The 16,684-nt window shown below is 74.1% G+C and carries 15 protein-coding genes; 6 read left to right on the forward strand and 9 right to left on the reverse strand.

Annotation, left to right across the window (positions count from 1 at the left end; translation table 11 throughout):
- Positions 1 to 59: 59 nt before the first annotated feature.
- A complete protein-coding gene (locus ACWDEN_RS07865; protein ID WP_450857913.1) occupies positions 60 to 2,441 on the forward strand; it encodes an RICIN domain-containing protein in 2,382 nt (793 codons plus the stop codon).
- A gap of 66 nt (positions 2,442 to 2,507) precedes the next feature.
- Here ACWDEN_RS07865 and ACWDEN_RS07870 read toward each other — a convergent pair whose 3' ends face one another.
- The 3 genes from ACWDEN_RS07870 to ACWDEN_RS07880 form a co-directional block, all read right to left on the reverse strand.
- Positions 2,508 to 3,746: a polysaccharide deacetylase family protein gene (locus ACWDEN_RS07870; RefSeq protein ID WP_351618144.1), complete on the reverse strand. Its 1,239-nt coding sequence runs from the start codon at positions 3,744 to 3,746 to the stop codon at positions 2,508 to 2,510.
- A 198-nt stretch (positions 3,747 to 3,944) separates the two neighbouring features.
- Complete coding sequence (locus ACWDEN_RS07875) at positions 3,945 to 4,637, reverse strand: DUF4232 domain-containing protein (protein WP_351618147.1); 693 nt, start codon at positions 4,635 to 4,637, stop codon at positions 3,945 to 3,947.
- 154 nt (positions 4,638 to 4,791) lie between these two features.
- On the reverse strand, positions 4,792 to 6,183 hold the full coding sequence (locus ACWDEN_RS07880) for a serine/threonine-protein kinase (protein ID WP_450857916.1): 1,392 nt from the start codon (positions 6,181 to 6,183) through the stop codon (positions 4,792 to 4,794).
- Between the two features lie 45 nt (positions 6,184 to 6,228).
- On the opposite strand from ACWDEN_RS07880, the gene ACWDEN_RS07885 reads away from it, so the two are divergent.
- Positions 6,229 to 6,777 carry an RNA polymerase sigma factor gene (locus ACWDEN_RS07885; protein ID WP_351623076.1) on the forward strand — a complete coding sequence of 183 codons (549 nt, stop codon included), beginning with the start codon at positions 6,229 to 6,231 and terminating at the stop codon, positions 6,775 to 6,777.
- 15 nt (positions 6,778 to 6,792) lie between these two features.
- Here ACWDEN_RS07885 and ACWDEN_RS07890 read toward each other — a convergent pair whose 3' ends face one another.
- On the reverse strand, positions 6,793 to 9,201 hold the full coding sequence (locus ACWDEN_RS07890; protein ID WP_450857918.1) for a SpoIIE family protein phosphatase: 2,409 nt from the start codon (positions 9,199 to 9,201) through the stop codon (positions 6,793 to 6,795).
- A 659-nt stretch (positions 9,202 to 9,860) separates the two neighbouring features.
- Here ACWDEN_RS07890 and ACWDEN_RS07895 point away from each other — a divergent pair.
- The gene (locus ACWDEN_RS07895; protein ID WP_351623073.1) at positions 9,861 to 10,196 is read left to right on the forward strand and encodes a hypothetical protein; all 336 of its coding nucleotides are present in this window, start codon (positions 9,861 to 9,863) and stop codon (positions 10,194 to 10,196) included.
- Between the two features lie 29 nt (positions 10,197 to 10,225).
- Here ACWDEN_RS07895 and ACWDEN_RS07900 read toward each other — a convergent pair whose 3' ends face one another.
- Positions 10,226 to 10,948: a 2OG-Fe(II) oxygenase gene (locus tag ACWDEN_RS07900; protein ID WP_450857920.1), complete on the reverse strand. Its 723-nt coding sequence runs from the start codon at positions 10,946 to 10,948 to the stop codon at positions 10,226 to 10,228.
- 11 nt (positions 10,949 to 10,959) lie between these two features.
- A complete protein-coding gene (locus tag ACWDEN_RS07905) occupies positions 10,960 to 11,469 on the reverse strand; it encodes a methylated-DNA--[protein]-cysteine S-methyltransferase (RefSeq protein WP_450857922.1) in 510 nt (169 codons plus the stop codon).
- A gap of 176 nt (positions 11,470 to 11,645) precedes the next feature.
- Between ACWDEN_RS07905 and ACWDEN_RS07910 the strand changes: the two genes are divergently transcribed.
- The 3 genes from ACWDEN_RS07910 to ACWDEN_RS07920 all read left to right on the forward strand — a co-directional run bounded on the left by ACWDEN_RS07910 (position 11,646) and on the right by ACWDEN_RS07920 (position 14,532).
- Positions 11,646 to 11,885, forward strand: a complete 240-nt coding sequence (locus tag ACWDEN_RS07910; RefSeq protein ID WP_069776955.1) for a hypothetical protein — start codon at positions 11,646 to 11,648, stop codon at positions 11,883 to 11,885.
- A gap of 3 nt (positions 11,886 to 11,888) precedes the next feature.
- Complete coding sequence (locus ACWDEN_RS07915; RefSeq protein ID WP_142219268.1) at positions 11,889 to 12,266, forward strand: toxin Doc; 378 nt, start codon at positions 11,889 to 11,891, stop codon at positions 12,264 to 12,266.
- Between the two features lie 544 nt (positions 12,267 to 12,810).
- Positions 12,811 to 14,532: an RICIN domain-containing protein gene (locus ACWDEN_RS07920; RefSeq protein WP_450857925.1), complete on the forward strand. Its 1,722-nt coding sequence runs from the start codon at positions 12,811 to 12,813 to the stop codon at positions 14,530 to 14,532.
- Between the two features lie 96 nt (positions 14,533 to 14,628).
- Here ACWDEN_RS07920 and ACWDEN_RS07925 read toward each other — a convergent pair whose 3' ends face one another.
- The 3 genes from ACWDEN_RS07925 to ACWDEN_RS07935 all read right to left on the reverse strand — a co-directional run bounded on the left by ACWDEN_RS07925 (position 14,629) and on the right by ACWDEN_RS07935 (position 16,676).
- Complete coding sequence (locus tag ACWDEN_RS07925) at positions 14,629 to 15,798, reverse strand: lactate 2-monooxygenase (RefSeq protein ID WP_351622161.1); 1,170 nt, start codon at positions 15,796 to 15,798, stop codon at positions 14,629 to 14,631.
- A gap of 67 nt (positions 15,799 to 15,865) precedes the next feature.
- Positions 15,866 to 16,108, reverse strand: coding sequence for a hypothetical protein (locus ACWDEN_RS07930; RefSeq protein ID WP_450857927.1), 243 nt, complete (start codon positions 16,106 to 16,108; stop codon positions 15,866 to 15,868).
- Positions 16,092 to 16,676: a hypothetical protein gene (locus tag ACWDEN_RS07935; protein ID WP_450857929.1), complete on the reverse strand. Its 585-nt coding sequence runs from the start codon at positions 16,674 to 16,676 to the stop codon at positions 16,092 to 16,094. Before ACWDEN_RS07935 ends, ACWDEN_RS07930 begins: the two co-directional genes overlap by 17 nt.
- Positions 16,677 to 16,684 lie beyond the last annotated feature (8 nt).

The raw sequence follows: 16,684 nt of genomic DNA on the forward strand, positions 1-16,684 counted from the left end.
CAAAAGAGCCGCCTCAGGTGGACGTTCGAGCAGCCCACCACCTTTCCATACTGCTTGGTATGGACCAATTTCCGTATCACGTCTGGAGGAATGCAGTCGTGAATGAGGCAGGCCGGTCGGACGAGCAACTGAGTGCCGAGCTGAAGAAGTGGACGGGGGGGACGCCCGCGCTCCATCCCGTCGGTGAACTCCTCGACCGGCACTGGGAAGCGGCCTTCGCCTACGCGCGGTTGTGCACGGACGGCACGCGGGCCGCGGGCATGCTCACCACCGCCGCCTTCACCCGGCTCTTCGGGGAATCGCTGCGGCAGTCCGGACCCACCGCCGCCTGGCGGCCCCATGTCCTGGTCGCCGTCCGGCGGATCGCCGCCGAGTGGGACGCCGACGGCCGCCAGGAACTCCTGCACCCGGCGCTGCGGTCCGGCGCCACCGGTGAGCGTGCCGCCGCCAGGCTGCTGCCGCCCCCCGGCCGGCGGCTGCTGTCCCGGGCGTTCCAGCGGGTGCCGCAGATCTCCCGTGCCGTGCTGTGGCACACGGAGGTCGAGGCCGAACCGCTCGCCCTGCCGGCGGCCCTGCTCGGCCTGGACCAGGAGGACACCGGCGTCGAGCTCCGCCGGGGGCGGGAACGGCTGCGCGAGGAGTGTCTCCAGGCCCACCGCGAACTCGCCCCCGAGAACGAGTGCCGGCGCTATCTGCGCATGCTCGACGTGACGTTCCGGCGCGGCGGTGTCGACGTCGACCCCGATCTGCGCGAGCACCTCGGCCGGTGCGGCCACTGCAGCCGCACCGCCGACCAACTGGCCGCCTTCAACACGGGACTTGGCCTCGCCCTCGCCGAAGCGGTCCTCGGCTGGGGCGCCCACGCCTACGTGAACTCCCGGGCGACCCGCGCCGAGGATCCGTCCGAACCGGCCCCGCCCCCCGAGACCGCCGCGCCCCTGTCCGGCGAGCCTTTCCTGCCCGCCGAGCCACCACGCCGGGACGATTCCGCCGGGTCTGCGGGTCGGGGCGGGTCCGTAGAGTTCACGCGTCGCAATGCCTCCGCCGAGCCCATGGATGGGAACGACTCCGCCGGGTCCATGGGTTCGGACGGCTCGGCTGGGTCCGTGGGTTGGAACGGCTTCGCCGAGGCCATGGGTTCGGACTCCGCTGGGTCCGCGGGTTGGGACGGCTTCGCCGAGGCCACGCGTCCGGGTCGTTCCGCCGGGGGCAAGCGTCGGGGTGGCTTCCCCGGGGGGACGAGCGGGGGCGGCACCGCCGGAGCCCCGCGCCGCCGCGGCTCCGCTGCCGGCGCCGGCGCCGACACCGGCGCGTTTGCCTCCGCCTCCGCCGACACGTCCGCCTCCGAGGCCGCCGCGTTCGCCTCCGCGTCCGCGGACGCCAACTCGTTCGCCTCGGGCTCCCCGTCCGCCGACGCCTCCGCCAACCCCTTCGACGCCTCCCCCTTCCCCGCCGACACCGGTCGTTCCCGCTCCTCCCGACGTTCCGCCGGCGCCCGTGCGTCGGTCGGGCCGGCGGACGCGGCTGCCTCCGGCCGGTCGGCGCATCGTGCCGCCCGTGCGCAGCGGGTCCGGCGGCGGAATCTGGCGCTGGCCGTCGTCACCGTCAGCGGGCTGGTCGTGCTGCCCCTGGTGCTGTGGACGGTGCTCGGGTCCGGCGACGGACCGGCCCCGGCCGGCAAGGACGCGTCCTCCCCTGCGCCCGGCAAGGGCGCCCCGAGCCCCGGGGCCTCCTGGGCCGGTGCGCACGCGGCGGGACAGGGCACCCTGCACGGCCGGCTGCACAACCTCGCCTCCGGACTCTGTGTCGGCGTCGTCGGCAAGAAGGCCGTCAACGGCGCCGAGACCGAACTCGCCCCCTGCTCAGCGACCCCGAGCCAGCAGTGGACGTACGAGCCCGACGGGCTGCTGCGCAATTCCGCCGCGCCCGGCCTGTGCCTGGACTCCCACCTCGGCTACTCGGTCCGCCTCACCCCCTGCACGGCCACCGGGAAGGCCGCCAGGAACATCCGCTACGACTTCACCCTGCAGGGCGCCCTGATACCCCGCTGGAACCAGGACCTGGCCCTCACGCCGGCCGCCACCGACGGCTCCGGCGCCCTCGTCCTCAAGAACCGCGCCCCCGGCGCCGCCCAGCGGTGGACCCTCGACACCGCCAAGCCCGATCTGCAGATGGAGAACGTCGACTGGGACGGCGACGCCACCCCGGCGCCGATCACCACTCCCCTCCCGGGGACCGGCGCCACGCCCACGCCCAAGGTCTCCAGGACCACCTCCGCCCCGCCCCGCACGCCGTACCCGACGGCGACCGGATCGAGCCCGGCGGCCACGCCGTCCGCCACGGCCGACCCCTGCTCCGCGTATCCGTACTACTGCGGCTGGGGCGGCGGGGGATACGGGGGCGGCGGGGGCTACGGCGGTGGCGGGCGCCGCAGCCGCTGACTCAGGGGTGGTGCGGTGGTGGGATCGGTCGGTGCCCGCCCATGAGAACAGACGCTCGTGACGGGTTCACGAGCTGTGGCTGCCCGCCGCGCCCAGGAACTCCGCCCAGCCGCCCGCCGGGGCCTGCCCCGGCACCAGCGTGCGCATCTTGCGCAGCACCGCCTGGTCCTGCGCCTCCAGCCAGGCCACGAGCTGTTTGAACGACACGAACCGCACGTCGTCGCCGTACGCCGCCATCTTCCCGATGGCCTCCTCGACGGCGTCCATGTAGATGCCGCCGTTCCAGCGCTCGAAGTGGTTGCCGATGAAGAAGGGTGCGCGGTTGGTCGTGTACGCCCGCTGGAAACCGGCGACATAGGCGTCCCGGGCCTGGGTGCGCCAGGCGTCGTACTGGGCGCGGTCGCCGTTCGGGTTGCCGCCGGACTGGTTGAACATCATGTTGTAGTCCATCGACAGCACCTGGAAGGAGTGTCCGGGGAAGGGTATGGACTGCAGCGGGAAGTCCCAGATCTTGCCGCCCTGCACCTTGGCCGGCCAGATCTGCAGCCCGCCGGGGGAGCTGGCGTCGTACTTCCAGCCGAGTGCGGCCGCCGTGGGCAGCAGGTTGGACTGGCCCTCCAGGCACGGGGTACGGCCGCCGATCAGCTCCTTGCGGTAGTCGAACGGGAGCGGCTCCAGGTCGGTGAAGCCGGTGTTGGTCTTCCACTTGGTCACGAAGTCGACCGCCTGGTCTATCTCGCTGCGCCACTCGGCCGGGGACCAGTTGCGCACGCCGGTCGCGCCGCAGAAGTGCCCGTTGAAGTGGGTGCCGATCTCGTGGCCCTCCAGCCAGGCCGCGCGAACCTGCTGGATGGTGGCGTGGATGTGCCGGTCGGCGAGGTAGCCGATGGCGGAGGCACCGACCGCGTGCTGCGGCGGACGGTACAGGTTCTTCTTGGACTCGGGCAGCGTGTAGATGCCGCTGAGGAAGAACGTCATCTTGGCACCGTGGTCGGCGGCGACCTTGCGGAACCGGGAGAACAGCTGGTTGCTCAGCTCGCCCGCGCCGTCCCAGGAGAAGACCACGAACTGCGGGGGCTTCTGGCCCGGCTTCAGCCGCTCGGGCTTCGGCTGGTGCGGCTGGGCCCCGGTGTCGGCGGTGGAGCCGTCGCCGATCGGCTTGACCGGCCGGGCCTGGGCCGTGCCCTTGCCGTCCGCCGGGCCGTCGACCCGGATGCCGGTGCCGGAGGAGCACGCGGCCAGTGTGCCCAGGGCGCCCGCCGCCGCGCCCGCCGTCAGCACCCGCCTGCGCGATATCCCGCTCATCTTGTCCCCGATTTCCTGTCACGGCCCCTCGCGGGGCCTGCTCGCCGGTGTGGGTCGACGGGTTCGATGACGGCAGTCACGGAGAAGATCGCGGCCTGCGGCGCCTGTTGCCGTCCTGTGACAGTTGTGGCGCGAGCATGACGAACCCCGCTGCCCGTGGAGTGGGACAGCGGGGTTCTCGGGGGGTGTCCGGGCCGGTCAGGGGGCCGTGCCGGGGCTGAACACCGACAGGAAGACGGACGAGGAGTTTCCGGAGACGGGCACCGCTCCGCCCGTCCACGCGACCTTCAGCGAGTCGCGCTCGTCCGGCGGTGTCACCAGCAGCGCGGCCGGGGTGGCCGTCCTGGCGCCGCTGATGCCCGGGTTGGAGAAGGTCAGTCCGGCCCAGGCGCTCTGCCCGGGCCTGAGGGTGATCGTCGTGGGGGAGCCGGACTCACGCTTGGGGTCCGATCCGAGCTGGCTGCCGGAGGCGCTCACGAACGCCGCGCCCGGATAGCCGCGCACGGTGCAGGTCCGGCCGGACGCGTTGGTGAGGACGACCGGGAAGTTCTCCTGGCCGGCGCCCGGGTCGTTGCGGCCCACCGAGGCGCGCAGCTCGGAGGTGTGGCAGCGGGTGCTCGCCGCGGGCGTGGCCGTGTCGCCGGAGCTCGCGGACGGGGCCGCCTTCGAGGCGGCGGACGGGGCGGCGCCGGTGGACGTGCCGGACGGGGCCGACCCGGTCGACGCCGGGCTCTGCGTGGTGCCCGTCGCCGGCGCGGCCGTACCGGAGGCCGTGATCGGCGGGTTGCTGTGGACGTCCTTGCCGTTGCCGCAGGCGGTCAGGAGGCCCAGCACGGCGACCGTGCCCACGAGCAGGGCCCCGTGCCGCGCGGACCGGGGTGTGTACACCATGTCGCTCAACACTCCTGGAGGGTCAGGGCACGCGTCGGAACGCGCATGCCTCGAGGCGCGGGTGCGCCGTCCTCACACTGCGATGCGCGCAGCGCCGGAAAAGTTCGGCACACGCAGGAATCTTTTCCCCGCTGTGACCCTCCGCAGGCGCCCGTCAGGACACGCTCAGCGAACGGAGTATCCCCTCGGTCGCGTCCCCCGTACCCCGCTGCCGCACCTGCACGTACACCTGGGGCTGCGCGGCGCCGTGGGCCGGGCTCAGTGCGGTCTCCGTGACCGAGCCGCCGTCGGGGCAGCCGCTCCAGGCCCGCACCAGACCGTGCCAGTCGGCGTCGGCGAAGCTGCGGCTGCCGGAGTAGCTGCAGCCCGTGTGAGCGAGGGCCTTCACCTTCGCGGTGACGTCGCCGTGCTCGCTCACCCCGACGAACACACCGTCCACCGCCCTGCCCAGATCGGGCCACCGGGTCAGGTCGTCGGCCACCACCAGGCCCGGTTCGTGGCCCTTGCCGAGGCCCAGCGCGCCCGGGTCCCAGCCGGAGTCGCGCAGTTCGCGGCCGAAGCCCGCCGGTACCTTGACGGCCACCCGCCCGGTCGCGTCCGAGACCCGCACCTGGTCCGGGGAGCCGCCGTAGTGGATCGTGAAGGTCACCGCGGCCGCGGCCGCCGCCGCCGTGAGGACCGCGACCAGGGACAACGTGACCGTGTTCAGCCGGCCGCGCACACCGTCCAGCCGCCGGGCGGGCCGGCGCGCGGGCGGCCCCGCCGCCAGCCGGTCCAGCTCGTCGGCGAACGCCTGCGCGCCGGGCCAGCGGCGCGCCCGGTCCGGCTCCAGAGCGCGCAGCAGGGCCCGCTCCACGTCCTCGCCGAGGTCCGGCCGCAGCCGCCGGGGCGGTACGACCCGCCCCGGCGGGCCCGGCACGGTCCCGGTGACCAGCTCGTAGCCGACCGCGCCCAGGCTGTAGACGTCGGCCCGCTCGTCGATGCCCTCGCCGGGCTCGGCCTGCTCGGGCGGCTGATAGCCCGCCGAGCCCGCGGCCAGTGTGAGCACCGAGGCCTGCGCGAGGCTCTTGGCGAGTCCCAGATCGGCCAGCAGCACCCGCCGGGTGCCGTCCGGGGCGGTGTGCAGCAGCACGTTGGTCGGTTTGATGTCCCGGTGCACGATCCCCGCCTCGTGCAGCGCCGCGGCGGCCCGCGCGGCCTCCGCCGTCAGCGCGAGCGCGTGCCCCACCGGCAGCGGTCCGCCCGCCAGCAGGTCGGCAAGCGTGCCGCCGTCGGCGTACTCCATCACGAAGTACGGCCTGCCGTCGGGGAGTTCACCGATGTCGTAGACCTGCACCACGCGGTTGGAGCCGGCCCGGCGCAGCAGCCGGGCCTCGGACAGGAAGCGGTCCCGGATGTCGAGCCGGTGCGACCAGTTCTCGGCGAGGACCTTCACCGCGACCGGTGCCTGGAGCTCGTCGTCGTGGGCGAGCCAGACCGTGGCGAAGGCGCCGGTGCCCAGCGGCCTTTCGAGGCGGTAGCGGCCGATCCGCCCTGGGGATTGCATACGACTATCATGCCTGGCCTGAGATCGACTCGAAGGGGGACCCCGGTGCAGGACCAAGCGCCGATGGAAGACCTCGCCCGGCGGGCCGCCGCCGGCGACGGAGCGGCCCTGGACCGGCTGCTCACCGAGATCCGGCCGGAGGTCGTGCGCCGCTGCGGGCGCTTCCTGCCGTGCCGGGAGGACGCCGAGGAGGCCGCCCAGGACGTGCTGCTCCAGGTGGCCCGGTACATCTCCGCCTTCGAGGGCCGCAGCCGCTTCGGCACCTGGCTGTACACGGTGGTCGCCAACTGCTGCCGGCAGAAGTACCGCGAGCTGAAGCGGCGGGCCGCCGAGCAGCCGGCCGCCATCGAGCCCTCGTTCGCCGTCGACCCGCGCACCACCAGCGTGATCGCCGGCTCCCGGGTGGACCTGCTGGAGGCGCTGGAGCGGCTGGAGCGGACGCATCCGCACCTGGTCGCGCCGCTGGTGTACCGGGACATCTGCCAGCTGGACTACGCGGAGGTCGCCGAGCGCGTGGGCATCCCCCTCGGCACCCTGAAGTCCCGCCTGCACGAGGCCCGCAAACAGGTACGGCCGTGGCTGGCGGGCTCCTGAGCGCCACCGGTTCCGCTAGAAGCCCCGCTGGTCCTGCTCGAACAGCGGCAGTTCCGCCCAGATCGTCTTGCCCTCCGGGGTGTGCCGGCTGCCCCAGCGCTGGGTGAGCTGGGCGACCAGCAGCAGGCCGCGGCCGCCCTCGTCGAAGACCTTGGCCCGGCGCAGGTGCGGGGCGGTGTGGCTGGTGTCGGACACCTCGCAGATCAGCGTGGTCGCGTCGTGGATCAGCCGCAGCCGGATGGGGTGCGAGCCGTACCGGATGGCGTTGGTGACCAGTTCGCTGACCACCAGCTCCGCCGTGAACGCGGCCTCGCTCAGCCCCCAGGCGTCCAGCTGCTCCACGACCTGCTTGCGGATCGGCGCGACCAGTGCCGGGACGGCCGGGATGTCCCAGGTCGCCACCTGCGCGGCGGGCAGGCCCTGGGTGCGGGCGAGCAGCAGCGCCACGTCGTCCGCGGAGCCCCCCGGCGGCAGCAGGGCGTGCAGGACGCGGTCGCACGTCCCGTCCAGGGAGTCCGCGTCCGTGCCGAGCGCCTCGAACAGCAACTCCCGGCTCGACTCCGGGTCCCGCTCCCGTGACCACACCAGCCCGTCCGTGTACAGCGCGAGGACGGTGCCCTCGGGCAGATCCACCTCCGTGGACTCGAAGGGCAGCCCGCCCAGCCCCAGCGGGGGACCGGCGGGCACCTCCAGCGCCTGGGGCACGGCGCCCGGCCGCAGGACCACCGGCGCAGGATGCCCGGCGCGGGCCACCGTGCAGCGCCTGGAGACCGGGTCGTAGACGGCGTACACACAGGTCGCGCCGGCCTCGCCGGGGCTGCCGGCCTCGCCCGGGCCGCCGCCGACGCCGGACTCCTCCGACAGCCGGACCACCAGGTCGTCCAGGTGGGTGAGCAGCTCGTCCGGGGCGAGGTCGATGTCGGCGAGGGTGCGCACGGCGGTCCGCAGCCGGCCCATGGTGGCCGAGGCCTCGACGCCGTGCCCGACGACGTCCCCGACGACCATCGCGACCCGCATCCCGGACAGCGGGATCACATCGAACCAGTCGCCGCCCACTCCGGCCCGCGCGGCCGGCAGATAGCGCGAGGAGGCCTCCAGCGCGGCCGTGCGCGGCAGCGTGCGCGGGAGCAGGCTGCGCTGGAGCGCCAGCGCGGTCTCCCGCTCACGGGAGTAGCGGCGGGCGTTGTCGATGCAGACGGCGGCCCGCGTCGTGATCTCCTCGGCGAGCAGCCGGTCGTCCGCGGTGAACGGGTCCGGCCGCCGGTGCCGGGCGAACACCGCGACACCCAGGGTGAGCCCGCGGGCCCGGATGGGCACCGACATCGAGGAGTGGATGCCGAATCTGCGCACCTGCTCGCCCCGCGCGGTGCTCCAGGTCAGCCACGACCGCATCTCGCCCGCGGCCACCGAGGCGATGATCGTGTGCCCCGCGGTCAGCGAGTCCGCCTGGGGCGAGCCGGCCGGGTACTCCTCGGTCCGCCCGGGCATGGTCACCGCCTCCGGCACGCCGTCCAGGACCGACCGATGGGCGGCCCGGCGCAGGGTGAGCGGGGCCGAGAGGCGGGCCGGGGGCTCGCCGCCGTAGTCCTGCGGATCCAGCAGGTCGATGGTGATGAAGTCGGCGAGCGCGGGCACGCACACGTCCGCCAGCTCCTGTGCCGTACGGGTGACGTCCAGCGTGCTGCCGACGCGCACGCTCGCCTCGTTCACCAGCTGCAGCCGCTGGCGGGCCCGGTAGTTGTCGGTGACGTCGTGCTTGGCCAGACACACCCCGCGCACCCGGCCCTGAGCGTCCCTGACCGGGGCCATCCGGGCGAGCCAGGCATGGGCGCGGTCCTCGCCGCCGGTGCGCATACAGGTCTGCACGTCCAGCGGGCTGCCGGTGGTCAGCACCTGGAGCATGCCCTGTTCCAGCTCCTCGCTCTGCGGCTTGCCGCCGATCTCCGCGAGCCGCAGCCCGCGCACGTGCTCCTCCCGCAGACCGACGACGTCGGCCATCGCGTCGTTCATCCGGCGCAGCCGCAGTTCGGCGTCGTACACGGCGACGGCGCACGGCGACTGGGTCAGGCCCGCCGCGGCGAGCGGGTCGTCCTCGGCGGGCGGTTCCGTGCCGGTCAGCGGGGTGACCACGAGCCAGCTGCCGCCGTGTCCGTCGCGCGCCGGCCTGCGGTGGGCGAGCAGCCAGACCCCGACGGTACGGCCGTCCCGGTGGCGCAGTCCGACCGTTCCCTCCCACCGGGGGCCCGCGGGCGGGGCGGGGGCGTCCTTCCCGGCCAGCAGCAGGGCGGCGGGGCGGCCCAGCACGGACTCCGCCCGGTGGCCGAGCAGGCGCCTGGCGCCCTCGTTCCACTCGACCAGCGTTCCGTCGTCGTCGATGACGGCTCGGGCCGTCGCCGCATCGTCGAACGGATAGCCCCGGCTCATCGTCGCCGCTCCCAAGCGCACACTCAGAGTGAAGAGGTGGCACCTCTCGCGTTCCAGCGTAGTGCTTCGGGGACTGCCATGACCCGCCACCGCCCTCCACCCCGCCGGTCGGTCGAACACGGTCCACGGGGAAAGTCTGTTTGTTCACGATCAGTTGTGACACCCGCGGCCGGAGCGCTGCTGAACGTCCCTGCGGGACGGCCGGTGCTCCTGGCGCGAGATCGCCGTCCCGCACGACGGGAGCATCGAGTCGGACCCCGGCGCCGGCCACGGCACCACCAGCGGCACCGGCTTCCTCCCGGGCGCCCGCTGACGGTCACCGCACGGGCGGACGGCCTGCGCACCGGCGCGGTGAGCGTGCCCGCCGCCCCGACGTCCGACACCGCACGCACAGCCGACTTCCAGCCTGCCCCCCCGGTCGCCCCCGAACTACCCCTGCACGGACGCCGGTTACTCCGGCCGTCCGGACACCCTGCCCGCCGCGATGCCCGACGGCGACCCGGGCACCGGCTGGTCCAACGCCTGCGCCGAGGCGGCCGCCGCGCCGCTGCCCGCGAACGCCCGCACGGGGCTCCCGACTGCGCCTGGAAAGGCTGGTGTTCCTCTGAGAATCCTCAATTGTCTTGCCGTGCACGCAGGGTGACGGCCACGGTGATCCCATGGCACCTCTCGCGGGACTGAACAGGAAACACAACGTCGTGCTCGTCATCCGGGACGCGGACATGATCGCGGCGGCCTTGCGGCAGGCGCTGGCCGAGGCGTCGCCCGAGGAGCTCCCGGGCCTGGAGCGCGCCGCCGCACTCGTCGAGCCCACCGCCGCCGCCACCGAGGGAGAGCTGCGGGCCCGTTGGGTCCGCTCCCGGCTGGCCGCCGTCGGCTTCACCGGGGACATGGCCTCGATGGCGGCGCTGAAGACGCTGCGCCAGGCGGAGCCGCAGCTCAGCCTGATAGCGGCGGTGCAGCTGCAGAAGGACGCCGTGGCTCATCCGGAGTGACCGACTCGGCTGCCGGAAGCGCGGTGCCCTCACGCCGCGTCGTGGAACACCAGCCCCAGCGTCCGCCGTCGGCCCCACCGTACGGTGCTCACCCCGTGCCGCATCGCCCCGGCCGACCAGCCTCGGCGGGTGCGGACGGGGCGGTCCCGGGTGGTGAAGACCAGGCCGTGGCCCTGGCGCAGGATGCTTGCCGTGCCCCGGGACTGGGCGCGTGGGCGCTGTTCGACCATCAGGAACTCGCCGCCGGTGTAGTCGGTGCCGTACGCGTCCAGCGCGACCACCACCTGGAGCGGGAAGACCAGCTCGCCGAACACGTCGCGGTGCAGGGCGTTCCAGTCGCCCGGACCGTAGCTGAGCAGGATCTGCGCCGAGCGGTCCTGGCCGGTGGCGTGACAACGCTCCAGCCACTCGTCGAGGGAGTCGGGCCAGGGCGCCGGGCGGTCCAGGCGGACTGCCCAGTCCCGGGCGACCGGCAGCAGCCGGGACCAGAGCGCGGCGCGCAGCGCGGCCACCGGGGCGGGCAGGTCGTGGGTGAAGTAGCGGTACTCGCCGGAGCCGAACCGGTGCCGGGCCAGATCGACCGTCGTGCGGAACAGTTCCGGCTTGTCGTAGAGCGCGGCCAGGCCGGCGCACTCGGCGGGGGAGAGCAACGGACCCGTGGGTGAGCTGCCGTGCTCGTCCAACTCGGCCGACAGCGCGGCCCAGTCCGTGCGGGCCACCCGGCGGCGTGCCTCGGCCGGGGTCAACGTCATCACGTCCTCCCTCACAGGAGAGCCGGCTGCAGCGCGCCCTCGTGCGTGAGCAGCCACAGCTTGCGCTCGACACCGCCCGCGTACCCGCGCATCGAGCCGTCCGCCCCGATCACCCGGTGGCAGGGGCGGACCAGCAGCAGGGGGTTGCCGCCGAGCGCCCGGCCCACCGCGCGCAGCTCGGCGCGCGGCACACCCAGCCGGGCGGCCAGCTCGCCGTACGTGGTCGTCGTGCCGTAGGGGATGTCCTCGAGGGCCTGCCACACGGCCCGCTGGAAGGGGGTGCCGGTGACGGCGAGCGGCAGTTCGAAGCGGGTCCGGCGGCCCGCGAAGTAGGCGTCCAGCTGCCGGTGCGCCTCGGCGAACGGCCCGTCGTCGCGATCCTCGGCGCGGACGGCGGGCGCGCCGCGCTGCCCCGGCATGCCGAGCGAGCCGAGCGTCAGGCCGGCCGGCGAGACCGTGCCGGTCAGCAGCAGGTCGCCCAGCGGGCTCGGGTGGACGGTGTGGACAGTGCGTGTACTCATGGCAGGACTCCTTCGGTTGTGCTGCCGGCTTCTTCCGTGCTGCCGAGTCTGCTGCGTCGCGCGCCGCGTGACCGGCGGGAATCGGACATGGCCTTCGGACCCCGCGGGTACCGGTGGGAAGGGCGTCTGACCTGGTGATATTTACGGGTAAGTACCCGCGCGGTACCGTGAGGGGCATGCCAGCTCTCAATGTGGAGTTCAGCGAACGGGAACTCGAGGACCTGCGGCAGATCGCCAAGGAGCGCGGTACGTCGATGAAGGCCCTCGTCCGCGAGGCCGCCGCCGCCGACATCGCCCGGCACCGCGCCCTGCAGGAGGGCGCCGAGGCCTTCCGCCAGTTCTTCGCCGCGCACGCCGACGAGTTCGCCGCGGCCTTCCCCGACGACGAGCCCCCCGCGAAGGACGAGGCAGCCTGACGCATGCCCTCCGTCATCCACATCGACGTCCCCTGGCTGCTCCAGCGCCACGAGGAGGTCCTGCCCGACCAGCCCGCGGTCGACGACTTCTCCGCCCTGGTCGCCGCCGTCGCCCGGCACCGCGTGGATCCGCCCAGGCTCGGCGTGGACTCCGACCCCGCCTGGCGGGCCGCCGCGCTGCTGCACACCCTCGCCCTGCTCAAGCCGCTGCCCGCGGCCAACGCCCGTTTCGCCTGCGCGACGGCCGTGGCCTACATGTTCGTCAGCGGCGTCGGCATCGACCCGCCGTACGGCGCCCTCGTCGACCTCGCCCGCGATCTGATCTCCGGCAAGACCGACGTGTACGGCGCGGCCGACCGGTTGCGGTCCTGGCAGATCTGAGCGGCCCCTCGCGGGCCCGGGGGCCCGTCCCGCCCCGGCCGGCGGGGGAAGCCGCCGGGGCCGCCGGCCGGGGCAGGGTGGGCGGGGCCGCCGGCCGAGGACGGGAGGAACGGGGCCGGCGGCCGGTTTCGCACGGGAGAGCCTCCCCCGGCTCTCGGCTCCGCTCGAGCCGGGGGACCCCCACCCCGCGCGGGGCCTTTTCCGAGGAGGCCGGCCCCAGTCCACTACCGGGCCGCACACCCCGGAAGCGTGCGCGGGACCGCCGGTGTGTGTGCGTCCTTCACACGGGGCGCATGAAATGCCGAAAGGCGCCGCAGGGGAGCCCCGCAGAGGCGGTTTCTGACTTTCTTTCAACACCGCCGATGTCACGCGGGCGCCTTGTTGCTCGTGTGGAAGTTGTGCAAGGGTTGAAACGACCGTGTGGGGGGTAAAAACCGAAGTTCTTCCGGCAGTAGCGGAACTTCACCGGCCGAACGCCGGCCATTCCTTCCTGCGCGTCGCAGAGGTACGCATCAACGCACGTCGCACCAAAGGAATCCGCTCAGTGCCAACCCCCCACCCCCCTCGTCCTCCCTATCCGCCGCCGGGCGGTGACCCTGGGGAGTCCGACGAGTCACTCGCCGGTCCGCTGCGGGCCGGCTCCGACGCGGAGGCCTCCCGGTCCGCCGCCCTGCTGATGGCCCGGCACTGGCAGCCCGCGCAGGACTACGCGGTCGTCTGCCTGGCCCTTTCCGGGCCACTCGCCCACATGGTCACCGCCACCGCCTTCCACCAGGTCCTCGGCCGGCTCGCGCTCGGCGAACCCGCTGAGGCGCTGCGTCCCCGGCTGCTCGTGGCGGTCCGGGACACGGTCGTCAACTGGTCCGGCACCGACCGGATCACCGCCGTACTGCCCGGACTCGGGAAACCCGCCGGGGGCCGCGGTATGCGCGCCGCGAAGACCCTGATACCGGAGAACCGCGCCCTCTCCGACCGCTCGTTCCACGCCCTTCCCCGGCTGGAGCAGGCACTGCTGTGGCACATGGAGGTCGAGGCCGAGCCGATAACCGTTCCCGCCGGACTGCTCGGCATGGACATCGAGAGCGCGGCGGTCGCGCTGGAACAGGCGCGCGAGAAATTCCGCGAGGGCCTGGTACGCGCCCACCGGGAGCTCGCGCCCGGCACGGAATGCCGCTACTACAACCGCCTGCTCGACGCTCCGATCCGCCGCGGCGGCGCCGGTGCCCTGCTGCCCGACGTCCAGGAGCATCTGTCCGGCTGCTCGTACTGCCGGCACGCCGCCGAGCAACTGGGCCACGCCGACGCCGCATTGGGCGTACTGCTCGCCGAGGCCGTGCTCGGCTGGGGCGCCCGCCGCTACCTCGACTCGCGTCCCGGCCGCCGCCCCGGTCCCGGCCGCACCCGCGGTGGCTCCCGGCGCTCCGGCGGACGCCGGCGCGGCGGCGACAAGCGCGACAAAGGTCTGTTCACCCGCGCCGCCCCGCCCGGCACCCGGCGCCGCGCCGACGGCGAAGCCGGGGCCCGGTTCCCGGGGTCCCGCGGCCGGCGGCACGGCGGCGAGCCCGGACCGCTCGCCCGGATCCCCGGCACCGCCTGGTCGTCCAGGACGCTGCTCACCGGGGTCGGCGTGGCCTCGGCGGCGCTGCTCGCGACCGTCCTGGCGATCAGCGTGTGGCCGGACGGCGGCGACGGCACCGACCCGGTCGCCTCCACCAGCGCCGTCCCCGGCAGCGCCCCCGGCCAGTCCCCGCACGCCTCCGCCACCGCGCCCGGCACCGCGGGCCTGCCCACCGCAGGCCGCCCCACCCGGCTGCGCAACGCGGCCGCCGACCTGTGCCTGGACATCAGGGGCACACCGAAGGCCGGTGCGGGCGCGGTCCTCGCCGTGTGCTCCTCGGCACCGACCCAGCAATGGACGTACGAGGCCGACGGGCGCCTGCGCAGCGCGGCCGCCGCGGGGCTGTGCCTGGACTCGCACGCCGACGCCGGCGTGGTCATCCTCGGCACCTGCGCCGCCGCCGGCACGCCGCGGGGCGACGACGTACGCTACGACCTCACCGCACAGGGCGAGTTGCTGACCCGCTGGGACCGGACGCTGGCGCTCGCCACCACCGCGTCGAACGCCGGCGCCGATCTCGTCGTCAAGGTGCGGGACGGCTCGGCCGGCCAGCGCTGGACGACCGACGGGGCCACTGCGAGCCCGAGCTCACTCTCCGTCGCCGGTACGGGCGGTCCAGCACTCCGAAGGGGCGCGGCTCCCGTCTGATACGCGGCTGCGCCGCGTGGGCGCGACCGGCAACGACGGTGCCGCACACGCCTCACGGCCTGCCGTGGCACCCGGCGCAGCGTCCGGCGGACACGCTCAGCTCGGGTCCTCGACCAGGTCCGCCCCCGACACCGTCCCCGGGCCCGTGTGCCCGGACAGAGCCAGCGTCAGGTCCAACTCGGCCAGCACGCACCGGATCACATGCTCCACGCCGGCCTGTCCGTCCAGCCCGAGCCCGTAGACGTACGGCCGCCCGAGGAGCACGGCCCGCGCGCCGAGGGCCAGCGCCTTGAACACGTCGTCGCCGGTGCGCACCCCGCTGTCGAACAGCACCGTCAGCCGGTCGCCGACCGCGTCCGCGACCCGGGGCAGCGCATCGGCCGCGGCGACCGAGCCGGCCACCTGCCGGCCGCCGTGGTTGGAGACCACCACGCCGTCCACCCCGGCGTCCGCGGCGAGCCGGGCGTCGTCCGGGTGCAGGATGCCCTTGAGCACGATCGGACCGTCCCAGTGCTCCCGCAGGAACGCCAGGTCCGGCCAGGTGTGGCCCGCGTCCCCGAACAGGCCGAGGAAGTGCAGCACCGCCGCGTTCGGGTCCTCGTGCACGGGCTTGGCGAGCCCTGCCCGGAACGCCGGGTCGGTGAAGTAGTTCGCGGTGCCCACCCCGTGCAGGAACGGCAGATACGCCTGGTCCAGGTCGCGCGGCCGCCACGCCAGCAGCGGGGTGTCCAGGGTGACCACGAGCACCGAGAACCCGGCGGCCTTCGCCCTGCTCAGGAAACTCCGCGTCACCTCGCGGTCCTTGCCCCAGTACAGCTGGAACCACCGCTCGGCGTCCCCCATCGCCTCCGCGACCCGCTCCATCGGTGTGCTCGACGCCGAGGACAGGATGTACGGCACGCCCTGCGCGGCGGCGGCCCGGGCGGCGGCGGACTCGGCGTCCGGATGCATGATCGACAGCACGCCGACGGGCGCCAGCGCCAGCGGCGCCGGCAGCGCCCGGCCGAGCACCTCGAGAGACAGATCGCGCTCGGCCACGTCACGCAGCATGCGCGGCACGATCCGGCGCCGGGCGAGCGCGGCCCGGTTCGAGCGGGCCGTGCTGCCGTCGCCCGCGCTTCCCGCCACATACCCCACCGGGCCCGGACCGAGCCGGTGTTCGGCCAGCTCCTCCAGCCGGGTCAGGTCGGTGGGAAGCCGCGGCACGGCACCCGTCATCCCGCTCAGATAGATCTCGTACTGGAAATCAGCCCAGTGCTTCGCCATCCGGCCGTCCCGCCTCTCGTCGCTGAGTACGCGTGCAGAGCGACGATACTGGCGGGTAGCAGGGGCGTCAGCGGCGGGCGCCCGCCTCCTTCAGCCTGCGCACCAGGTCCTTCGGCCTGGAGAACATGGGCCAGTGCCCGGGGTTCCACCGCGGGCCGGGTCGCCACACGCCGCCGTGCTCGGCGAGCGACCGCCGGATGTGGTCGCTGTCGAACCCGTCGCGGAACGACACCCCGTCCGCGGGCACGTCGGAGCCGACGCATACGACACGGCGCAGCCGGTCACCGATCCGCTCAACCTCCTGCACCATGTCCTGGACGTGCGTCCTCGCCGTCGGTGGAGGGATCGGCCACCTCCTCCGCGTCGGGTCCCTGCGCCCGTACCCGCTGGACGTGTTCCAGCGACTCGCGCAGCTCGGTCAGCCAGTCCTCGGTGTGCCGCTGGACCAGGCGTACGCACCAGGCGAGGGCGTCGCTGCGGCTGCGGGCGACGCCTCCGGCGATGAGGGTGTCCAGCACCTGACGCTCCGGCTGGCGCAGCCGGGTCATGACCGGCGCGGCCACATGCGTGAACAGGGCGCGCTCCGGGCCGCACACCACGCCCCACGAGACCTTGCGGCGGAACAGGTGCTCGGCCTCCCGGGCCACCTCCATCCGGCCCTCGCGGGTCCGCTCCCGGAACTCCTGTATCCGGGCGCGCAGCGCGGTCTCCCGCTCGGGGTCCGAGGCGTCCTCGGCGAGCCGCGGCTCGGGGATGCGGCCGATCACCGTGATCTCCTCGCGGTCGGCGGTGATCTCGACCAGTTCCTCGAAGAGATCGTCCGGCAGGCGGCAGGCGAACCAGCCGCGCAGCTTCTCTTTTTGCTCCGTTGTAATCATGTAATCAG

The organism is Streptomyces sp. NPDC001153, assembly GCF_053598315.1.

Bases quoted from the DNA above. Each gene is read 5' to 3' on its own strand.
- ACWDEN_RS07865 (WP_450857913.1), top strand. From the start codon at position 60: ATGGACCAATTTCCGTATCACGTCTGGAGGAATGCAGTCGTGAATGAG.
- ACWDEN_RS07870 (WP_351618144.1), bottom strand. From the start codon at position 3,746: ATGAGCGGGATATCGCGCAGGCGGGTGCTGACGGCGGGCGCGGCGGCG.
- ACWDEN_RS07875 (WP_351618147.1), bottom strand. From the start codon at position 4,637: ATGGTGTACACACCCCGGTCCGCGCGGCACGGGGCCCTGCTCGTGGGC.
- ACWDEN_RS07880 (WP_450857916.1), bottom strand. From the start codon at position 6,183: ATGCAATCCCCAGGGCGGATCGGCCGCTACCGCCTCGAAAGGCCGCTG.
- ACWDEN_RS07890 (WP_450857918.1), bottom strand. From the start codon at position 9,201: ATGAGCCGGGGCTATCCGTTCGACGATGCGGCGACGGCCCGAGCCGTC.
- ACWDEN_RS07895 (WP_351623073.1), top strand. From the start codon at position 9,861: ATGGCACCTCTCGCGGGACTGAACAGGAAACACAACGTCGTGCTCGTC.
- ACWDEN_RS07900 (WP_450857920.1), bottom strand. From the start codon at position 10,948: ATGACGTTGACCCCGGCCGAGGCACGCCGCCGGGTGGCCCGCACGGAC.
- ACWDEN_RS07905 (WP_450857922.1), bottom strand. From the start codon at position 11,469: ATGAGTACACGCACTGTCCACACCGTCCACCCGAGCCCGCTGGGCGAC.
- ACWDEN_RS07910 (WP_069776955.1), top strand. From the start codon at position 11,646: ATGCCAGCTCTCAATGTGGAGTTCAGCGAACGGGAACTCGAGGACCTG.
- ACWDEN_RS07915 (WP_142219268.1), top strand. From the start codon at position 11,889: ATGCCCTCCGTCATCCACATCGACGTCCCCTGGCTGCTCCAGCGCCAC.
- ACWDEN_RS07925 (WP_351622161.1), bottom strand. From the start codon at position 15,798: ATGGCGAAGCACTGGGCTGATTTCCAGTACGAGATCTATCTGAGCGGG.
- ACWDEN_RS07930 (WP_450857927.1), bottom strand. From the start codon at position 16,108: ATGGTGCAGGAGGTTGAGCGGATCGGTGACCGGCTGCGCCGTGTCGTA.
- ACWDEN_RS07935 (WP_450857929.1), bottom strand. From the start codon at position 16,676: ATGATTACAACGGAGCAAAAAGAGAAGCTGCGCGGCTGGTTCGCCTGC.